At 74.1% G+C, this 15,196-nt stretch carries 16 protein-coding genes and 1 pseudogene; 10 read left to right on the plus strand and 7 right to left on the minus strand.

Annotated features, from left to right (window positions below):
- Together LG632_RS25420 and LG632_RS25425 are read left to right on the plus strand one after the other, a co-directional pair.
- A partial coding sequence (locus LG632_RS25420) for a fibronectin type III domain-containing protein (RefSeq protein WP_226729886.1) occupies positions 1–923 on the plus strand: 923 nt, incomplete at its 5' end.
- Between the two features lie 130 nt (positions 924–1,053).
- Entirely contained in the window at positions 1,054–3,087 is a 2,034-nt protein-coding gene (locus LG632_RS25425; protein ID WP_226729887.1) for an ATP-binding protein, read from the plus strand.
- Positions 3,088–3,262: 175 nt separating this feature from the next.
- Here the strand turns inward: LG632_RS25425 and LG632_RS25430 are convergent, their stop codons facing one another.
- On the minus strand, positions 3,263–3,454 hold the full coding sequence (locus LG632_RS25430) for a DUF5999 family protein (RefSeq protein WP_226729888.1): 192 nt from the start codon (positions 3,452–3,454) through the stop codon (positions 3,263–3,265).
- Positions 3,455–3,608: 154 nt separating this feature from the next.
- On the opposite strand from LG632_RS25430, the gene LG632_RS25435 reads away from it, so the two are divergent.
- On the plus strand, positions 3,609–4,043 hold the full coding sequence (locus tag LG632_RS25435; RefSeq protein WP_226729889.1) for an SRPBCC family protein: 435 nt from the start codon (positions 3,609–3,611) through the stop codon (positions 4,041–4,043).
- A gap of 30 nt (positions 4,044–4,073) precedes the next feature.
- On the opposite strand, the gene LG632_RS25440 is transcribed toward LG632_RS25435, so the two are convergent.
- Positions 4,074–5,300 (minus strand): acyl-CoA dehydrogenase family protein, encoded by a 1,227-nt coding sequence (locus LG632_RS25440; RefSeq protein WP_226729890.1) that lies wholly within the window; start codon positions 5,298–5,300, stop codon positions 4,074–4,076.
- A gap of 183 nt (positions 5,301–5,483) precedes the next feature.
- Between LG632_RS25440 and LG632_RS25445 the strand changes: the two genes are divergently transcribed.
- Complete coding sequence (locus LG632_RS25445; RefSeq protein WP_226729891.1) at positions 5,484–6,131, plus strand: TetR/AcrR family transcriptional regulator; 648 nt, start codon at positions 5,484–5,486, stop codon at positions 6,129–6,131.
- Positions 6,132–6,213: 82 nt separating this feature from the next.
- Here the strand turns inward: LG632_RS25445 and def are convergent, their stop codons facing one another.
- Positions 6,214–6,753, minus strand: a complete 540-nt coding sequence (def, locus tag LG632_RS25450) for a peptide deformylase (protein WP_226729892.1) — start codon at positions 6,751–6,753, stop codon at positions 6,214–6,216.
- Between the two features lie 124 nt (positions 6,754–6,877).
- Here def and LG632_RS25455 point away from each other — a divergent pair, with 124 nt between their 5' ends.
- The 6 genes from LG632_RS25455 to LG632_RS25480 all read left to right on the plus strand — a co-directional run bounded on the left by LG632_RS25455 (position 6,878) and on the right by LG632_RS25480 (position 12,065).
- Positions 6,878–8,116 (plus strand): MurT ligase domain-containing protein, encoded by a 1,239-nt coding sequence (locus LG632_RS25455; RefSeq protein WP_226729893.1) that lies wholly within the window; start codon positions 6,878–6,880, stop codon positions 8,114–8,116.
- Positions 8,117–8,148: 32 nt separating this feature from the next.
- A complete protein-coding gene (locus tag LG632_RS25460) occupies positions 8,149–8,877 on the plus strand; it encodes a type 1 glutamine amidotransferase (protein ID WP_226729894.1) in 729 nt (242 codons plus the stop codon).
- Between the two features lie 140 nt (positions 8,878–9,017).
- On the plus strand, positions 9,018–10,043 hold the full coding sequence (locus LG632_RS25465; RefSeq protein ID WP_226729895.1) for a 6-phosphofructokinase: 1,026 nt from the start codon (positions 9,018–9,020) through the stop codon (positions 10,041–10,043).
- An 83-nt stretch (positions 10,044–10,126) separates the two neighbouring features.
- A complete protein-coding gene (locus LG632_RS25470; RefSeq protein ID WP_226729896.1) occupies positions 10,127–11,083 on the plus strand; it encodes a cytochrome c oxidase assembly protein in 957 nt (318 codons plus the stop codon).
- A 32-nt stretch (positions 11,084–11,115) separates the two neighbouring features.
- Complete coding sequence (locus tag LG632_RS25475; RefSeq protein ID WP_226729897.1) at positions 11,116–11,274, plus strand: hypothetical protein; 159 nt, start codon at positions 11,116–11,118, stop codon at positions 11,272–11,274.
- Between the two features lie 80 nt (positions 11,275–11,354).
- Complete coding sequence (locus tag LG632_RS25480) at positions 11,355–12,065, plus strand: lysophospholipid acyltransferase family protein (RefSeq protein WP_226729901.1); 711 nt, start codon at positions 11,355–11,357, stop codon at positions 12,063–12,065.
- 77 nt (positions 12,066–12,142) lie between these two features.
- Here LG632_RS25480 and LG632_RS25485 read toward each other — a convergent pair whose 3' ends face one another.
- The 4 genes and pseudogenes from LG632_RS25485 to LG632_RS25500 form a co-directional block, all read right to left on the minus strand.
- On the minus strand, positions 12,143–12,817 hold the full coding sequence (locus LG632_RS25485) for a class I SAM-dependent methyltransferase (protein ID WP_226729898.1): 675 nt from the start codon (positions 12,815–12,817) through the stop codon (positions 12,143–12,145).
- Between the two features lie 112 nt (positions 12,818–12,929).
- Positions 12,930–13,649: a dethiobiotin synthase gene (bioD, locus tag LG632_RS25490; RefSeq protein WP_226729899.1), complete on the minus strand. Its 720-nt coding sequence runs from the start codon at positions 13,647–13,649 to the stop codon at positions 12,930–12,932.
- Between the two features lie 10 nt (positions 13,650–13,659).
- Entirely contained in the window at positions 13,660–15,012 is a 1,353-nt protein-coding gene (locus LG632_RS25495) for an adenosylmethionine--8-amino-7-oxononanoate transaminase (RefSeq protein WP_226729900.1), read from the minus strand.
- Positions 15,005–15,196: pseudogene (locus LG632_RS25500) on the minus strand (biotin synthase BioB); the annotation flags it as partial. The gene LG632_RS25495 and the pseudogene LG632_RS25500, both read right to left, overlap by 8 nt.

Here is a 15,196-nt window from a genome sequence, read left to right on the forward strand (position 1 = left end):
GGCGCGGATACGGAGGCAGCGACCTCACTGCCCGGCCAGCATCCGCGCCCCCGCCGGCGCCCGCGGGGCTCACCGCGCAGGCCGGCAGCGCCACGTCGGTGCACGTGATGTGGGACGCCGTCGGCGGCGGCCCGGAGCTCGCCGGGTACCAGGTGTTCCAGGGCGGGACGCTGGTGCGCGAACTGCCCGCGGAGAAGACCATGGTGGACGTCACCGGCCTCACGCCGCAGACCGCGTACGCCTTCACCGTCCGCGCCAAGGCCGCCTCCGGCGCGCTCTCCGCGCCCAGCGCCGAGGCGACGGCCACCACCCCGGCCGCCCGGCCCGAGGACCGGCAGGCCCCCACCGCGCCGGGCCCCCTCACCGCCCGGGCCGAGGGCCCGCGCGCAGCCCGGCTCTCCTGGGCACCGGCCACCGACGACACGGGCGTCACGGCGTACGACATCCACCAGGGCGGTGTCAGGATCCACACGGTCCCCGGCAGCGAGACCTCCACCGTGCTGACCGGGCTGCGGCCCGACACCGTCTACACCTTCACCGTCCGGGCCCGCGACGGCGCCGACAACTCCTCCCCCGACGGGCCCGCCACCGACCTCACCACCCCGCCCGCCGCGGGCCGGGGTCCGGGCACGGCGCCGGCCGGGTTCACCGCGGCCGTCTCCCCGGGCGCGGTCACCTTGTCCTGGGACCCGCCGGACACCGGGCGGCCGACGACCGAGTACGAGCTCCACATCGACGGACGGCCCACGACGACGCTCCAGTTCGGCGCCGGCGCCGTCCCCGCCGGCCGGGCCGAGTACCGGCTCACCGTCACCGAACCGGCCGGGACCGTCTGGGCGCTCAAGCTGCGCGCCCGGCTGCCGGACGGCACCTGGGGCGCGTTCTCGGCCGAGCGCCGGGTCACGCTCGTCGCCGGCCCCTGATCCCTTCCGGTCATCGAGCGCTCCAAGTCACCAAGGAACCGCGCACAGAGCGACGATCGATCGAGCTCATCCACTCAACAGCGGTCACAACGGTGACACCGACGGTGGTTCTGAGCCAGACTCGGGCGCCGTGCAGGGCAATCTGCCGCCGGAGGCGGCGAGCTTCGTGGGCCGCGCGCGGGAAGTGGCCGTCCTCGACGGCCTGTTGCGCAGGAACCGGCTGGTCACGCTCACCGGGGTCGGCGGCGTCGGCAAGTCCCGGCTCGCGCTGCGCACCGTACGCGGCCACAGCCCGGCGCCCGGCGACGGCACCTGGTGGGTGGAGCTCTCGCCGCTGCGCGACCCCGCCCTGCTGGCGGCGACCGTCGCCCACACCCTGGGCCTGTCCCCGCAGTCCGCCCGCTCCGACGCCGAGGAACTGTGCGGGTGGATGACGGACAAGGAACTGCTGCTGGTCCTCGACACCTGCGAGCACCTGGTCTCCGCCTGCCGCCACCTGGTCGGCGACCTGCTGCAGTCCGCCCCCGGCCTGACCGTGCTGGTCACCTCCCGCGAGCCGCTCGGCTGCCCGGGCGAACTGCTGATGGACGTACGCCCGTTGCCCGCCGACGGACCCGGCAGCGACGCCGTCGCGCTGCTGCGCGACCGGGCCCTGGCCGCCTCCCCCGAGGCCGCGTCCGCCTTCGCCGACCCGGTCGGCGCCCGGCTGGCCGCCGTCGTGTGCCGCCGGCTGGACGGGCTTCCGCTGGCGCTGGAACTGGCCGGGGCCCGGATGCGGCGGCTACCGCTGGCGGAGCTGGCCCGGCGGCTGGACGGCCGGCTGGAGGTGCTGTGCGACGCCGACCCGGCGCTGCCGCCGCGGCACCGGATGCTGCGGACCGCGATCGGCTGGAGCCACGAGCTGTGCGCGCCGGTGGAACGGCTGCTGTGGGCCAGGCTCTCGGTGTTCGCCGGGGGCTTCGACCTCGCGGCGGCCCGCGCCGTCTGCGCCGGCGGGCCGCTGCCCGCGCCCCGGGTGGCGGGCGTACTGGACGGGCTGGTGGCCAAGTCGGTCGTCCGGCGGGCCGACGAGCCCGGCACCGGCACCCGCTACCGGATGCTGGACACCGTGCGCGAGTACGGGCAGGGCTGGCTGGCCGAGCTCGGCGAGGGACGGACGGTGACCGACCGGCACGCGTACTGGTACGCGGCGCTGGCCGAGGCCGCCGAGCGCGAGTGGCTCGGTCCGGGCCAGGTGGACTGGCACCGCCGGATGACCGCCGACCACATGCAGCTGCGCGCCGCGCTGGAACACCTGCTGCGCACCGATGCCGTGGCGGCGCTGGAGATGGCGGGGGCGCTGTGGTTCCTGTGGTTCTCCTGCGGGCACGCCCACGAGGGCAAGGCCTTCCTGGAGCGGGCGCTCGCGGCCGGGCCGCGCGCCGGGGCGGCGTACGAGCGGGCCGTGTGGGCGCTCGGACTGACCTGCCTGCTGCGCGGCGAGCTGGACGAGGCGGTGCGGTGGGGCCTGGAGAGCACGCAGGCGGCCCGGCGGCTCGCCGACCCCGAGCGGGAACTGCGGGCGGCGTACCTGACGGGCGTCTCGCTGCTCATGGCCGGCGACCCGCACCGGGCCCTGGAGTTGGCGGGACCGCGGGCCCGGGCGGCCCACGGCGGTCAGGTGGACGGGGTCGGCTGGCTGCTGTGCCGGCTGGCGACCGCGTACGCGCTGAGCGCCCTGGAGCGCTTCGAGGAGGCCGCGCAGGAGGCCCGCGCCCTGCGCGAGGCGTGCGCGGCGCTCGGGGAGCGCTGGCTGCGCGCCTACGCGGACTACGTCCTGTCCTCGGCGGCGCTGGGCCTGGGCCGGCCCGGCGAGGCGCTGCGCCACGTCCGAGCGATGCTCGCGGGCAAGCAGCTGATGGGCGACCGGGTGGGCATCGCGGTCGGCCTCGACCTCCAGGCCGCTGCCGTCGCGGCACAGGGCGACGGGGAGCGGGCGGCACGGCTGCTGGGGACCGGGCACGCCTGGTGGCGCACGGTGGGGCGCCCGCAGCTCGGCTCGCCGTCGCTGACGGCCCTACGGGACCGGGGCGAGCGGCAGGCCAGGGCCGCGGTCGGCGACGCGGCCTACGAACGGGCCTTCGCGTCCGCCGTACGTGACGGTGCGGTGGCGCCCGCCGGCTGAGCGGGGGCGGGCGGGCACCTGACCGCTCCTCCCGGCGCCGGCCGGGAGGGACGTCTTCGGGGCTCCCGTCAGTACGGGAGGGGTCTGCCCGACGGTGTACGCAGGTCCAGGTCTCGCGGTGCCGGCTTGGGCACGGGCTTGCGGATCAGCTGCTGGCGCATTGGGGTACCCCCGATCAGACCAGGGCCGGGACCGGACGACGGGGTTCCACCGTTCGGCCGTCGGGCAGCAGTTCACCGGTGTCGTCGAACACGACCGCCCCGTTGCACAGCAGGCTCCAGCCCTGTTCGGGGTGGGAGACCACGGGCCGGGCCGCTTCGCGGTCCGGGCTGTCGGCGGGCGGGCAGGGGGGCTGGTGGGAGCACATGGCGCACCTCCTCGCAGTGTGGTGCGGAGGGCCGGCGGTCACCCGGTCGATTCCGCGATCCACGGTGGCGAGGAGTATTACTGATCACACCGCCCCGGGGGAACCCGTATTCGGCATCCGGTTCAGGGAGCACATGCCCCCTTACGATGCGTTCATGCCCGTTTTCCGGATCGTTCGCCGCACATTGCTCCCTCCGGAGGAGGCCTGGCGGCGCCTGACGGACTGGGAACGCCAAGGCAGTGCGGTCCCGCTGACCCGGACGGTGATCGACACGGCGCCGCCCACGCGCGTCGGAACGATCTTCACGGCCCGTTCGGGTGTGGGAAGGCTCACGGTCGACGACCCGATGGAGGTCACCCTCTGGCGCCCCCCGGTGCCGGACCGCCCCGCGCTGGTCCGGCTGGAGAAGCGCGGCCGGGTGGTCCGCGGGTGGGCGGAGCTGGAGGTACGTCCGCTGCCGGGGGGCGGCTCCGAGATCCACTGGCGGGAGTCCCTCCGGGTGACCGGCCTGCCCCGCCTGTTCGACCCGGCCGTGGCGAGCGCGGGCCGGGCGGTCTTCGGCCGGGCCCTGGACCGGCTGCTGCGCTGAGCGCGGCGGCCGGCCCGCCGGCGCCGCGGGTCAGCGGATCGGCATGTCCGAGATCGTGCGGGCGATCACCAGCCGCTGGATCTCGCTCGTGCCCTCGAAGATCGTGTAGATGGCCGCGTCCCGGTGCATCCGCTCCACCGGGTACTCCCGCGTGTAGCCGTTGCCGCCCAGGATCTGGATCGCCTGGCCGGTGACCTTCTTGGCCACCTCGCTGGCGTAGAGCTTGGACATCGAGCCCTCGGCCGAGGTGAACGGCTTGCCCGCGACCGCCATCCAGGAGGCCCGCCAGACCAGCAGCCGGGCCGCGTCGATCTGGGTGCGCATGTCGGCGAGCTGGAAGGCCACGCCCTGGTTGTCGATGATCGGCCGGCCGAACTGGGTGCGGGTCCTGGCGTAGTCGAGCGCCACCTCGTACGCCGCGCGGGCGGTACCGACGGCCATCGCGCCGACCGCCGGGCGGGAGGCCTCGAAGGTGGCCATGGCGGCGTTCTTGACCCGCTCCCCGCCGGCCGCGGCCTTCTCCCGGGCCCGCGCCAGCCGCTCGTCCAACTTCTCCTTGCCGCCCAGCAGGCAGGCGCCGGGCACCCGGACGTCCTCCAGCACCACCTCGGCGGTGTGCGAGGCCCGGATGCCGTGCTTGTGGAACTTCTGGCCCTGGGACAGGCCGGGGGTGTTCGGCGGGACGATGAAGGAGGCGTGGCCCTTGGTGCCGAGCTCCGGGTCGACCACGGCCACCACGATGTGGACGTTGGCGATGCCGCCGTTGGTGGCCCAGGTCTTGGTGCCGTTCAGGACCCATTCGTCCTTGGCCTCGTCGTAGACGGCCCGGGTGCGCATCGCGCCCACGTCGGAGCCGGCGTCGGGCTCGGAGGAGCAGAAGGCGGCCACCTTCACGTCGTCCGCGGTGCCGTACATCTGCGGGATCCAGGTCCCGATCTGCTCCTCCGTGCCGTTCGCGAGGACGCCGATGGCGGCGAGACCGGTGCCGACGATGGACAGCGCGATGCCCGCGTCGCCCCAGAACAGCTCCTCCATGGCCATCGGGACGCCGAGGCCCGTCGGGTCGAAGAACTGCTGCGCGTAGAAGTCCAGGGAGTAGATGCCGACCTTCGCGGCCTCCTGGATGATGGGCCAGGGAGTCTCCTCCCGCTCGTCCCATTCCGCCGCGGCGGGACGGATGACATCGGCGGCGAAGCCGTGAATCCAGTCACGGACCTGCTTCTGGTCCTCGTTGAGCTCCATGGTGAACTCCGCCATGTCCCCTCCAGCTGACTATGCTTGCCCCAGCACACGTTACTAGCGGTAACTTCGACCGCGGCCCCAGTGTGTTACTCACCAGTAACGACTGTCAACGTCCGCCACCGATTCGATCGGCAGGGTGCCCGGGGTGTTACGTTGCGTGGGCGTCACGCACCATCGCACGGGCGGGGAGAGAACCTCATGGAGACCACGCAGCAGCAGGCCGGGCAGCCGGCCACGGCCGAGCGGCGCCGCCGGGAGCTGCTCGAAGCGGCGGACCGGGTCGTCCTCAGGGACGGGCCCAAGGCCTCCATGAACGCCATCGCCGCCGAGGCGGGCATCACCAAGCCGATCCTCTACCGGCACTTCGGCGACAAGGCCGGCCTCTACCAGGCGCTGGCCGTCCGCCACACCGACGCCCTGCTGGAGTCGCTGCGCGCCGCGCTCGACGCCCCGGCCGAGCGCCGCCGGCGCGTCGAGAACACCCTCGACACCTACCTGGCCGCGATCGAGGCCCGTCCGCAGGTCTACCGCTTCCTGATGCACCCGGCCGAGGACTCGCACGCCGCCGAGCGCGGCTTCGACGTCGGCCTGCACTCGGCCCCGCTGCTGCGCCGGCTCGGCGAGGAGCTGGCCAAGGTGATCGCGGAACGGGTGGACCTCGGGCCCGGCGGCGACGAACTGGCCCGGGTGTGGGGCCACGGCATCGTCGGGATGATGCACGCCGCGGGCGACTGGTGGCTGGGCGAGCGGCCCTGCGCCCGGGCCGCCCTGGTCAGCGGGCTCACCGACCTGCTGTGGGGCCGACTGGGCACGGCGGGCAACCTGGCGGGCGGCCCCGGCTTCTGAGCGGGGCACCGCCCCCGCGGCGGGCCGTCCGGCACCGGCGTGGCCACGGCTCGCCCGCACCGGCCGTCCCGCACCGGCCGTGCTACGCCGACCAGGGCGCCCGGCGGATCTGCCGGCGCAGCCTGCGGGCCCGCAGGCCCGTGACCCGGTCCGCGTAGACGGTGCCGTCGAGGTGGTCGCACTCGTGCTGGAGGCAGCGGGCGAAGAAGCCGGTGCCCTCGATCCGCACGGGCGCCCCGTCCTTGGTGACGCCCTCCACGACCGCCCGGTCGAAGCGGACCGTGCCGGCCTCCAGGCCGGGCAGCGACAGACAGCCCTCGGGGCCGCGGAGCTCCAGCCCGTCGGCCTCCACCAGGCGCGGGTTGACGACGTGCCCGATGTGCCGCTCGTCCTCGTCGTCGGGGCAGTCGTAGACGAACACCCGCTGGTCCACGCCGATCTGGTTCGCGGCCAGCCCGACGCCCTGGGCGGCGTACATCGTCGCGAACATGTCCTCGACCAGCCGGTCGAGGTCCGGGCCGAACTCGGTCACCTCACGGCAGGCCGAGTGGAGCACGGGCTCGCCCAGCAGGCTCATCGTGCGGACGTGACCGGAGGTGCCGGGGATGGGGCGCTGTCGCATGGCCGTAGCGTACGTCGGACGACGATATGAGGAGTTCCGCGGTACTACCCAGGCGCCGCGGTCAGGGCCCTGGCCGGTTCTGGATAGGCTGGGGCCGGGACCAACCCGAGGAGGAACAGGGACGATGGCAGGCAACACGGAGCCGCTTTCGCCGCGCGCCAAGCTGGCCGTGACGGCGGGGAAGGCCGCGGCGGCGGTGTCGCGGGCCGCGGGACGCGGAAGCGGATCGGTGATCGGGGGCAGGGTCGCGCTCAAGCTCGACCCCGATCTGCTCGGAGCGCTGGCGCAGCACCTCGACGTCGTCCTCGTATCGGCGACGAACGGCAAGACCACCACCACCCGGCTGATCGCGGAGGCCCTGCGGGCCAGCGGCCCGGTGGTCTCCAACGCCCTCGGCGCGAACATGCCGGCCGGCATCACCTCGGCCCTCGCCGGCGGCGGCGACGCCAAGTACGGCGTCATCGAGGTCGACGAGAAGTACCTGGCGACGGTGGCCCGGGACGTGACGCCCAAGGCCATCGCCCTGCTGAACCTCTCCCGTGACCAGCTGGACCGCGCCGCCGAGACGCGCATGCTGGCGGAGAAGTGGCGCGAGGGCCTGGCGGGCTCCAAGGCCGTGATCGTCGCCAACTGCGACGACCCGCTGATCGTGTGGGCCGCGTCGTCCTCGCAGAACGTGGTGTGGGTGGCCGCCGGGCAGGAGTGGAAGGACGACGCCTGGTCGTGCCCCTCCTGCGGCGGTGTCATGCAGCGCCCGGGCGACGACTGGTACTGCGCCGAGTGCGGCTTCCGCCGCCCGACGCCGACCTGGGCCCTGTCCGGCGACCACGTCCTCGACCCGCACGGATCCGCCTGGCCGATCCGGCTGCAGCTGCCGGGCCGCGCCAACAAGGCGAACGCCGCCACCTCGGCCGCGGTCGCCGCGGTCTTCGGCGTGCCCCCGCAGGTCGCGCTGGAGCGGATGTACCAGGTCCAGGCCGTCGCCGGCCGCTACGACGTGGTGACCTTCCAGGGCCGCCAGCTGCGGCTGCTGCTCGCGAAGAACCCGGCGGGCTGGCTCGAAACGTTTTCGCTGATCGACCCCGCCCCGGCCCCGGTCGTGCTGTCCGTCAACGCGCGCGGCGCCGACGGCACCGACACCTCCTGGCTGTGGGACGTGGACTACCCGCGGCTGGCCGGCCACCCGATCTTCGTCATCGGTGACCGCAAGCTGGACCTGGCGGTCCGCCTGGACGTCGCCGGCCTGGACTTCCGGGTCTGCGAGACCCTCGACGAGGCCGTGCAGCTCGCGCCGCCCGGCCAGATCGAGCTGATCGCCAACTACACCGCATTCCAGGACGTACGCCGCCGGGTCGGCAACTAGCGCCCCCGTCAGAACCGCAGAGGACAAAGAGCATGAGCGACAACAGCCTGCGTCTGGTGTGGGTCTACCCGGACCTGCTGAGCACGTACGGAGACCAGGGCAACGTCCTGGTGGTGGAGCGCCGGGCGCGGCAGCGCGGCCTGGACGTCCAGCGCGTGGACGTCCGCAGCGACCAGCCGATCCCCACCTCCGGTGACATCTACCTGATCGGCGGTGGCGAGGACCGGCCGCAGCGCCTGGCCGCGGAGCGCCTGCTGCGCGACGGCGGTCTGGAGCGGGCCGTCTCCAACGGCGCCATCGTCTTCTCCGTCTGCGCCGGCTACCAGATCCTCGGCAACGAGTTCGTCAACGACATGGGCGAGCGCCAGCAGGGCCTGGGCCTGCTGGACGTGGTCACCGTGCGCGGCGAGGGCGAGCGGTGCGTCGGCGACGTGCTCGCCGACATCGACCCGCAGCTGGGCCTGCCGCAGCTGACCGGCTTCGAGAACCACCAGGGCGTCACCCACCTCGGCCCGACGGCCAAGCCGTTCGCCCGGGTCCGTCTCGGCCGGGGCAACGGCACCGGGGACGGCACCGAAGGCGCGTACAACGACACGGTGTTCGGCACGTACATGCACGGCCCCGTGATGGCCCGCAACCCGCAGATCGCCGACCTGCTGCTGAAGCTGGCCCTCGACGTGAACGCGCTGCCGCCGGCCGACGACCGCTGGTACGAGGCGCTGCGCGCCGAGCGGATCGCGGCGGCCACCCAGCCCGCCTGACCGTTCACCGCAGCGTCGGCCCGGATTTCCGCCGTGGAATCCGGGCCTTCGGCTTTTCCTACGACCTTGTAGGGTGACGGTTGTTCCAACCGGACAACGTGGTCCGGTCGTCGGCCCACGTTGCAAAGGTTTTCCCTGCCATGCGCATTGGTGTGCTCACCTCCGGCGGCGACTGCCCCGGTCTGAACGCCGTCATCCGCTCCGTCGTGCACCGCGCCGTCGTCGACCACGGCGACGAGGTCATCGGCTTCCACGACGGCTGGAAGGGCCTTCTGGAGGGTGACTACCGCAAGCTCGACCTGGACTCCGTGGCGGGCATCCTGGCCCGCGGCGGCACCATGCTGGGCTCCTCCCGGGTCCAGCCGGCGTCCTTGCGCGACGGGGTCGAGCGGGCTCGCGGGCACGTGGCCGACCTGGGCCTGGACGCCGTCATCCCGATCGGCGGCGAGGGCACCCTGAAGGCCGCGAACCTGCTGGCCCAGGCCGGGCTGCCCATCGTCGGGGTCCCCAAGACCATCGACAACGACATCGCCTCCACCGACGTCACCTTCGGCTTCGACACCGCCGTGACGGTCGCCACCGAGGCGCTCGACCGGCTGAAGACCACGGCCGAGTCGCACCAGCGGGTCATGGTCGTGGAGGTGATGGGCCGCCACACCGGCTGGATCGCGCTGCACTCGGGCATGGCGGCCGGCGCCCACGCGATCGTGGTCCCCGAGCGTCCCTTCGACATCGACGAGCTGACCGCGATCGTCGGCGAGCGGTTCTCCGCCGGCAAGCGGTTCGCGATCGTCGTGGTCGCCGAGGGCGCCAAGCCGCGGCCCGGCTCGATGGAGCTGGAGGAGGGCGGCAAGGACATCTACGGCCACGAGCGCTTCGTCGGCATCGGCAACCGCCTCGCCGTCGAGCTGGAGGAGCGCCTGGGCAAGGAGGCCCGCCCGGTCATCCTGGGCCACGTGCAGCGCGGTGGCACGCCCACCGCCTACGACCGGGTGCTGGCCACCCGCTTCGGCTGGCACGCGGTGGAGGCGGCGCACCGCGGCGAGTTCGGCATGCTGACGGCGCTGCGCGGCACGGACATCGTGATGGTCCCGCTGGCGGAGGCCGTCCAGACCCTCAAGACCGTCCCCGCCGAGCGGTACGCCGAGGCGCAGAACGTCCTGTAGGTCCCCTTCGGGCGCCCCCGGACGCGAGCGCGGACGGGGGCGCCATTACTGTGGTGGGGCACCACGGTCAAGGGAGTGAACAGATGGATCACAGCGGGCACGGCATGGACATGGACATGGACCTGCCGCCGTTCACTCTCGGGCGCGGGCTGGAGTTCTCCTTCGACGCGTTCTTCCTGATCGGCTGCCTGCTGGGGCTGGCCCTGTACGGCTGGGGCGTGGCGCGGCTGCGCCGCCGCGGAGACGCCTGGCCGATGGGCCGGACCGTGGCCTTCGCGACCGGCGTGCTGAGCGTCGCCCTGGTGATGTGCACCAAGCTGAACGACTACGGCATGGTCCTGTTCAGCGTGCACATGGTGCAGCACATGGTGATCAGCATGCTCTCGCCGATCCTCCTGCTGCTCGGTGCCCCGGTGACGCTGGCGCTGCGCGCGCTGCCGCCGGCCGGGCGGGGCCGCAAGGGGCCGCGCGAGGTGCTGCTGGCGCTCCTGCACAGCCGCTACGTGCGGGTGGTCACCCATCCGGCGTTCACGATCCCGATGTTCATCGCGAGCCTGTACGCGCTCTACTTCACGCCGCTGTTCGACACGCTGATGGGCAGCAAGGCCGGCCACATCGCCATGATGGTCCACTTCCTCGCCGTCGGCCTGGTCTTCTTCTGGCCGATCATGGGCGTGGACCCCGGCCCGCACCGCCCCGGCTACGTGATGCGGATGCTGGAGCTGTTCGCCGGCATGCCCTTCCACGCGTTCTTCGGCATCGCGCTGATGATGGCCAGCGAGCCCATGATCGCCACCTACGCGCACCCGCCGGCCTCGCTGGGCGTGGACGCCCTCCAGGACCAGCAGTGGGCGGGCGGCATCGCCTGGGCCTTCAGCGAGATCCCCTCGGTGCTCGTGCTGATCGCGCTGATCTACCAGTGGTACCACTCCGAGCAGCGGGCGGCGAAGCGCGCCGACCGGGCCGCCGACCGCGACGGGGACAAGGAGCTGGAGGCGTACAACGCGTATCTCGCCTCGCTCCAAGCGCGTGGACAGTAGCGCGGCGGCGGCTCCAGGCGCCACCATGGGGCATGACCGGTTCTGTGAAGGTGATGGCCGTCCTGACCTTCGCCGCCCTGGTGGTCGTGGCCACGTACTCGGTGGCGCTCGGCAGCAACGGCTGGCTGTGGTTCGGCTGGATCGTGCTGGGGCTGCTGACCGCCGGGATGGCCGCCTCCCGTAACGGCTGACCTCCCGCGGCCCTCCCGGCGCGCCCACCCTCCGTACGATGGGGGTGACGGCGAGGAACGACGGCGACGGGAGCGACCGGTTGTTCTACCACCTGCTCAAGCACGTCCTGCTGGGTCCGCTGCTGCGGCTGCTGTTCCGGCCGCGGATCGAGGGGCTGGAGAACGTTCCGGCCACAGGGGCCGCCATCGTCGCGGGCAACCACCTCTCCTTCTCCGACCACTTCCTGATGCCGGCCATCCTCAAGCGGCGGATCACCTTCCTCGCCAAGGCCGAGTACTTCACCGGGCCGGGGCTGAAGGGCCGGCTGACCGCCGCGTTCTTCCGCAGCGCCGGGCAGATCCCGGTGGACCGCTCCGGGAAGGAGGCCGGGCAGGCGGCCATCCGCGAGGGACTGGCCGTACTGGCGGGAGGCGATCTGCTGGGCATCTACCCGGAGGGCACCCGCTCGCACGACGGACGGCTGTACAAGGGGAAGGTCGGGGTCGCGGCGATGGCTCTGGGCGCCGGGGTGCCGGTGATCCCGTGCGCGATGGTGGGCACCTTCGAGATCCAGCCGCCGGGCCGGAAGCTGCCGAGGCTCGGACGGGTGACCATCCGCTTCGGCGAGCCGCTGGACTTCTCCCGCTACGCCGGGCTGGAGGGCGAGCGGGCCGTGCTGCGGGCGGTCACCGACGAGATCATGTCGGCGATCCTGGCGCTGTCCGGCCAGGAGTACGTCGACCGGTACGCGGGCGAGGTCAAGGCCGAGCAGGAGGAGGAGCGCAGGAGGGCCCGGCGTTCGCAGCGCTGAGCCGTCCGCGGCTGCCGCCGCGGGGCGGGGCGTGCCGGGCGCCGGCGCCGCGGCGGGGCCCGCACGGGAGCTGAGGGTCAGTCGGACGAGCGGCGGGCCGTGCCCAGGACGCAGTACGAGGTGGGCAGCGCCGGCCCGCGCTCGGGCAGGCGCAGGGTGCGGTGGCCGACCACGCGGAACCCGGCCGCCTCGATCGCGGCGAGGGGGTCCCGGGCGGTGTGGCAGCCGCCGAACAGCCGCGGCCACACGGTCCGGTCCAGCCCCCGCTGGACGGCGGCCATGCCGGGGCCCGGTGCCAGGCCGTGCTCGAAGAACCGCAGCTCCGCGTCGGGCCGCAGCACCCGGTGCAGTTCGGCCAGCGAGCGCGGCAGGTCGCGCACGGTGCACAGCACCAGCGAGGCCACGGCCGCGTCGAACGCCTCGCTCTTGACCGGCAGCGCCTCCGCCGCGCCGGGTACCACGTCCACCGGGACCTCCGCCCGCAGGGCCGCCTCCACGGCGAGCCGGCGCAGCGTGCGCTCCGGTTCCACCGCGACCACCTCGGAGACCGCCCGCGGGTAGTGGGCGAAGTTCAGGCCGTTGCCCGCGCCGATCTCGATGACCCGGCCCGACAGCCCGGCCAGCAGCTCGCGCCGCAGCGGCGCGACCCCGCCGCGGGTGTCGGCCTGGACGCTGATCGCGGCGTAGAAGCGCGCGAAGAGCGGGTGGTGGACGGCGTCCTGGGGAAACGGCCGGTGGGGTCGGAGCGGCATGACGGACCTCCTCGGAGCGGACGTACGCACATCTTCAGTGTTGCCCCGCCGCCCCGGCCGCAGAACACCCCCGCCCCCACCCGCCCGGATCACGCCGGCCGGCGCGCCCGGGTCAGGCCGGCCAGCGCGCCGTGAACTCCGCCGCCGACCAGGTGCCGCCGAGCGCGGGCGCGAGCCAGCCCGGCGCGGCCGCGCGGAAGGCCTCCGGGTCGAGCCGGCCCGAACCCTGCGGTACGGCGCCCAGCAGCGGAGCGGCCGACACCGACGGCAGGTCCGCCAGGTTGCAGCGGCAGGCCAGGTCGGGGTCGGTGGGCCAGCTGCCCACCACCACGCCCAGGGGGGCCAGGCCCCGCGCCCGCAGCGCCTCGGCGGTCAGCGCCGCCGAGTTGAGCGTGCCGAGCCCCGCCGGGACCACGATCAGCACCGGGGCGCCCAGGGCGGCGGCGGCGTCGGCGAGGGTGTGGCCGGACTCGTCGAACCGGACCAGCAGCCCGCCGGCGCCCTCCACGAGCACCAGGTCGTGTTCCGCGGCGAGCTTCTGCGCCGCGGTCGCGATCTCCGCCGGGGACACCGTCGGCCGGCCGCTGCGGCGGGCGGCGGTGTCCGGGGCCAACGGCTCCGGATAGCGGGCCAGTTCCACCGGCGTCACCGCCGGCCCCGCGAGCCGGACGACCTCGGCCGCGTCCCCCGGTTCGTCCGGGCCGACGCCCGTCTGGGCCGGCTTGAGCACGGCCACCGTCCGGCCGGCCGCCACGGCGGCCGCCGCGACCGCCGAGGTGACCACCGTCTTGCCGATCTCCGTGCCCGTCCCGGACACCACCACGACACCCATCGAGCCCCCCCTAGCCTTCCCGCGCCGCGGCGATCACCGCGCGGCAGATACGTGCCACGTCGTCGTCCGGGGTCACGAACGGCGGCATGGTGTAGATCAAGTCCCGGAAGGGGCGCAGCCACACGCCCTCCCGGACGGCCGCCCGGGTGGCGGCGGCCATGTCGACCGGGTGGTCGAGCTGGACCACGCCGATCGCGCCCAGCACCCGTACGTCGCGCACGCCCGGCAGCGCCGCGGCCGCCGCGAGTCCTTCGCGCAGCCCCGCCTCGATCCGCTTGACCTCCAGCACCCAGTCCTGGCCGAGCAGCAGGTCGATCGAGGCCAGGGCCACGGAGGCGGCCAGCGGGTTGCCCATGAAGGTCGGGCCGTGCGCCAGCACGGGCACCTCGCCCCGGGAGATCCCGTCCGCCACCCGCGGCGTGCACAAGGTGGCGGCCATCGACAGGTAACCGCCGGTCAGCGCCTTGCCCACGCACATCACGTCCGGGCTGATCCCGGCGTGGTCGGCCGCGAACAGCGCGCCGGTGCGCCCGAAGCCGGTGGCGATCTCGTCCAGCACGAGCAGGACGTCGTACTCGTCGCACAGGTCGCGCAGCACCCGCAGGTAGCCGGGCGCGTGGTAGCGCATGCCGCCGGCGCCCTGCACCACGGGTTCGACGATCACTGCGGCCAGCTCGTGGGCGTGCGCGGCGATCAGGGTGCGCAGGTGGTCGGCGTACGCGGGGTCCACCGGGGCGTCGAACCCGGCGGGAGGCGCGTCGGCGAAGACCTGCCGGGGCAGCGCCCCGGACCACAGCTCGTGCATCCCGCCCTCGGGATCGCACACGGCCATCGGCTGCCAGGTGTCGCCGTGGTAGCCGCCGCGCCAGGTCAGCAGCCGGGTCTTGGCCGGGCGGCCCACCGAACGCCAGTACTGCAGGCACATCTTGACGGCGACCTCGACCGCCACCGATCCGGAGTCGCTGAGGAAGACGTGCTCCAGGCCGGTCGGGGTGATCTCGACCAGCTTCGCCGCCAGCCGGACGGCGGGCTCGTGGGTGAGCCCGCCGAACATGACGTGCGACATCCGGCCCAGCTGGTCCCGGGCGGCCTCGTCCAGCACCGGGTGGCCGTAGCCGTGGATCGCCGACCACCACGAGGACATGCCGTCGACCAGCTCGTCCTGCCCGTGGGCGGGGGTGGCGAGCCTCAGTCGGACACCCGAGGCGGAGGCGACCACGAGGGGTTCCTGCCGCCCGGGCATGGGGCCGTAGGGGTGCCAGACGTGCTGCCGGTCCAGGGCCAGCAGCTCCCGCGCGGGCAACGGCGCGGGCCGGCCAGCCGTGGCGGGCCGCCGGTCCGGGGCGTGCTGCGGGTCAGGCATTGGGCGCAAGGTCCGTTCCCGCTCCGCGCCGCCGAACGGCCACCAGCTCGGGCCGCACCTCGCCCGGCGCGGCCTGCGCGGGCGCCTCGGTGGCGGTCCGGGCCGCCACCGGCTCCTCGGCGGGCCCGTCCTGGGCCGCGTGGGAGCCGCAGCCGCGGCGGCGGCCGGGGGTCCAACATCTGCA

The organism is Streptomyces antimicrobicus (genome assembly GCF_020532625.1).
Lineage (GTDB): Bacteria > Actinomycetota > Actinomycetes > Streptomycetales > Streptomycetaceae > Streptomyces > Streptomyces antimicrobicus.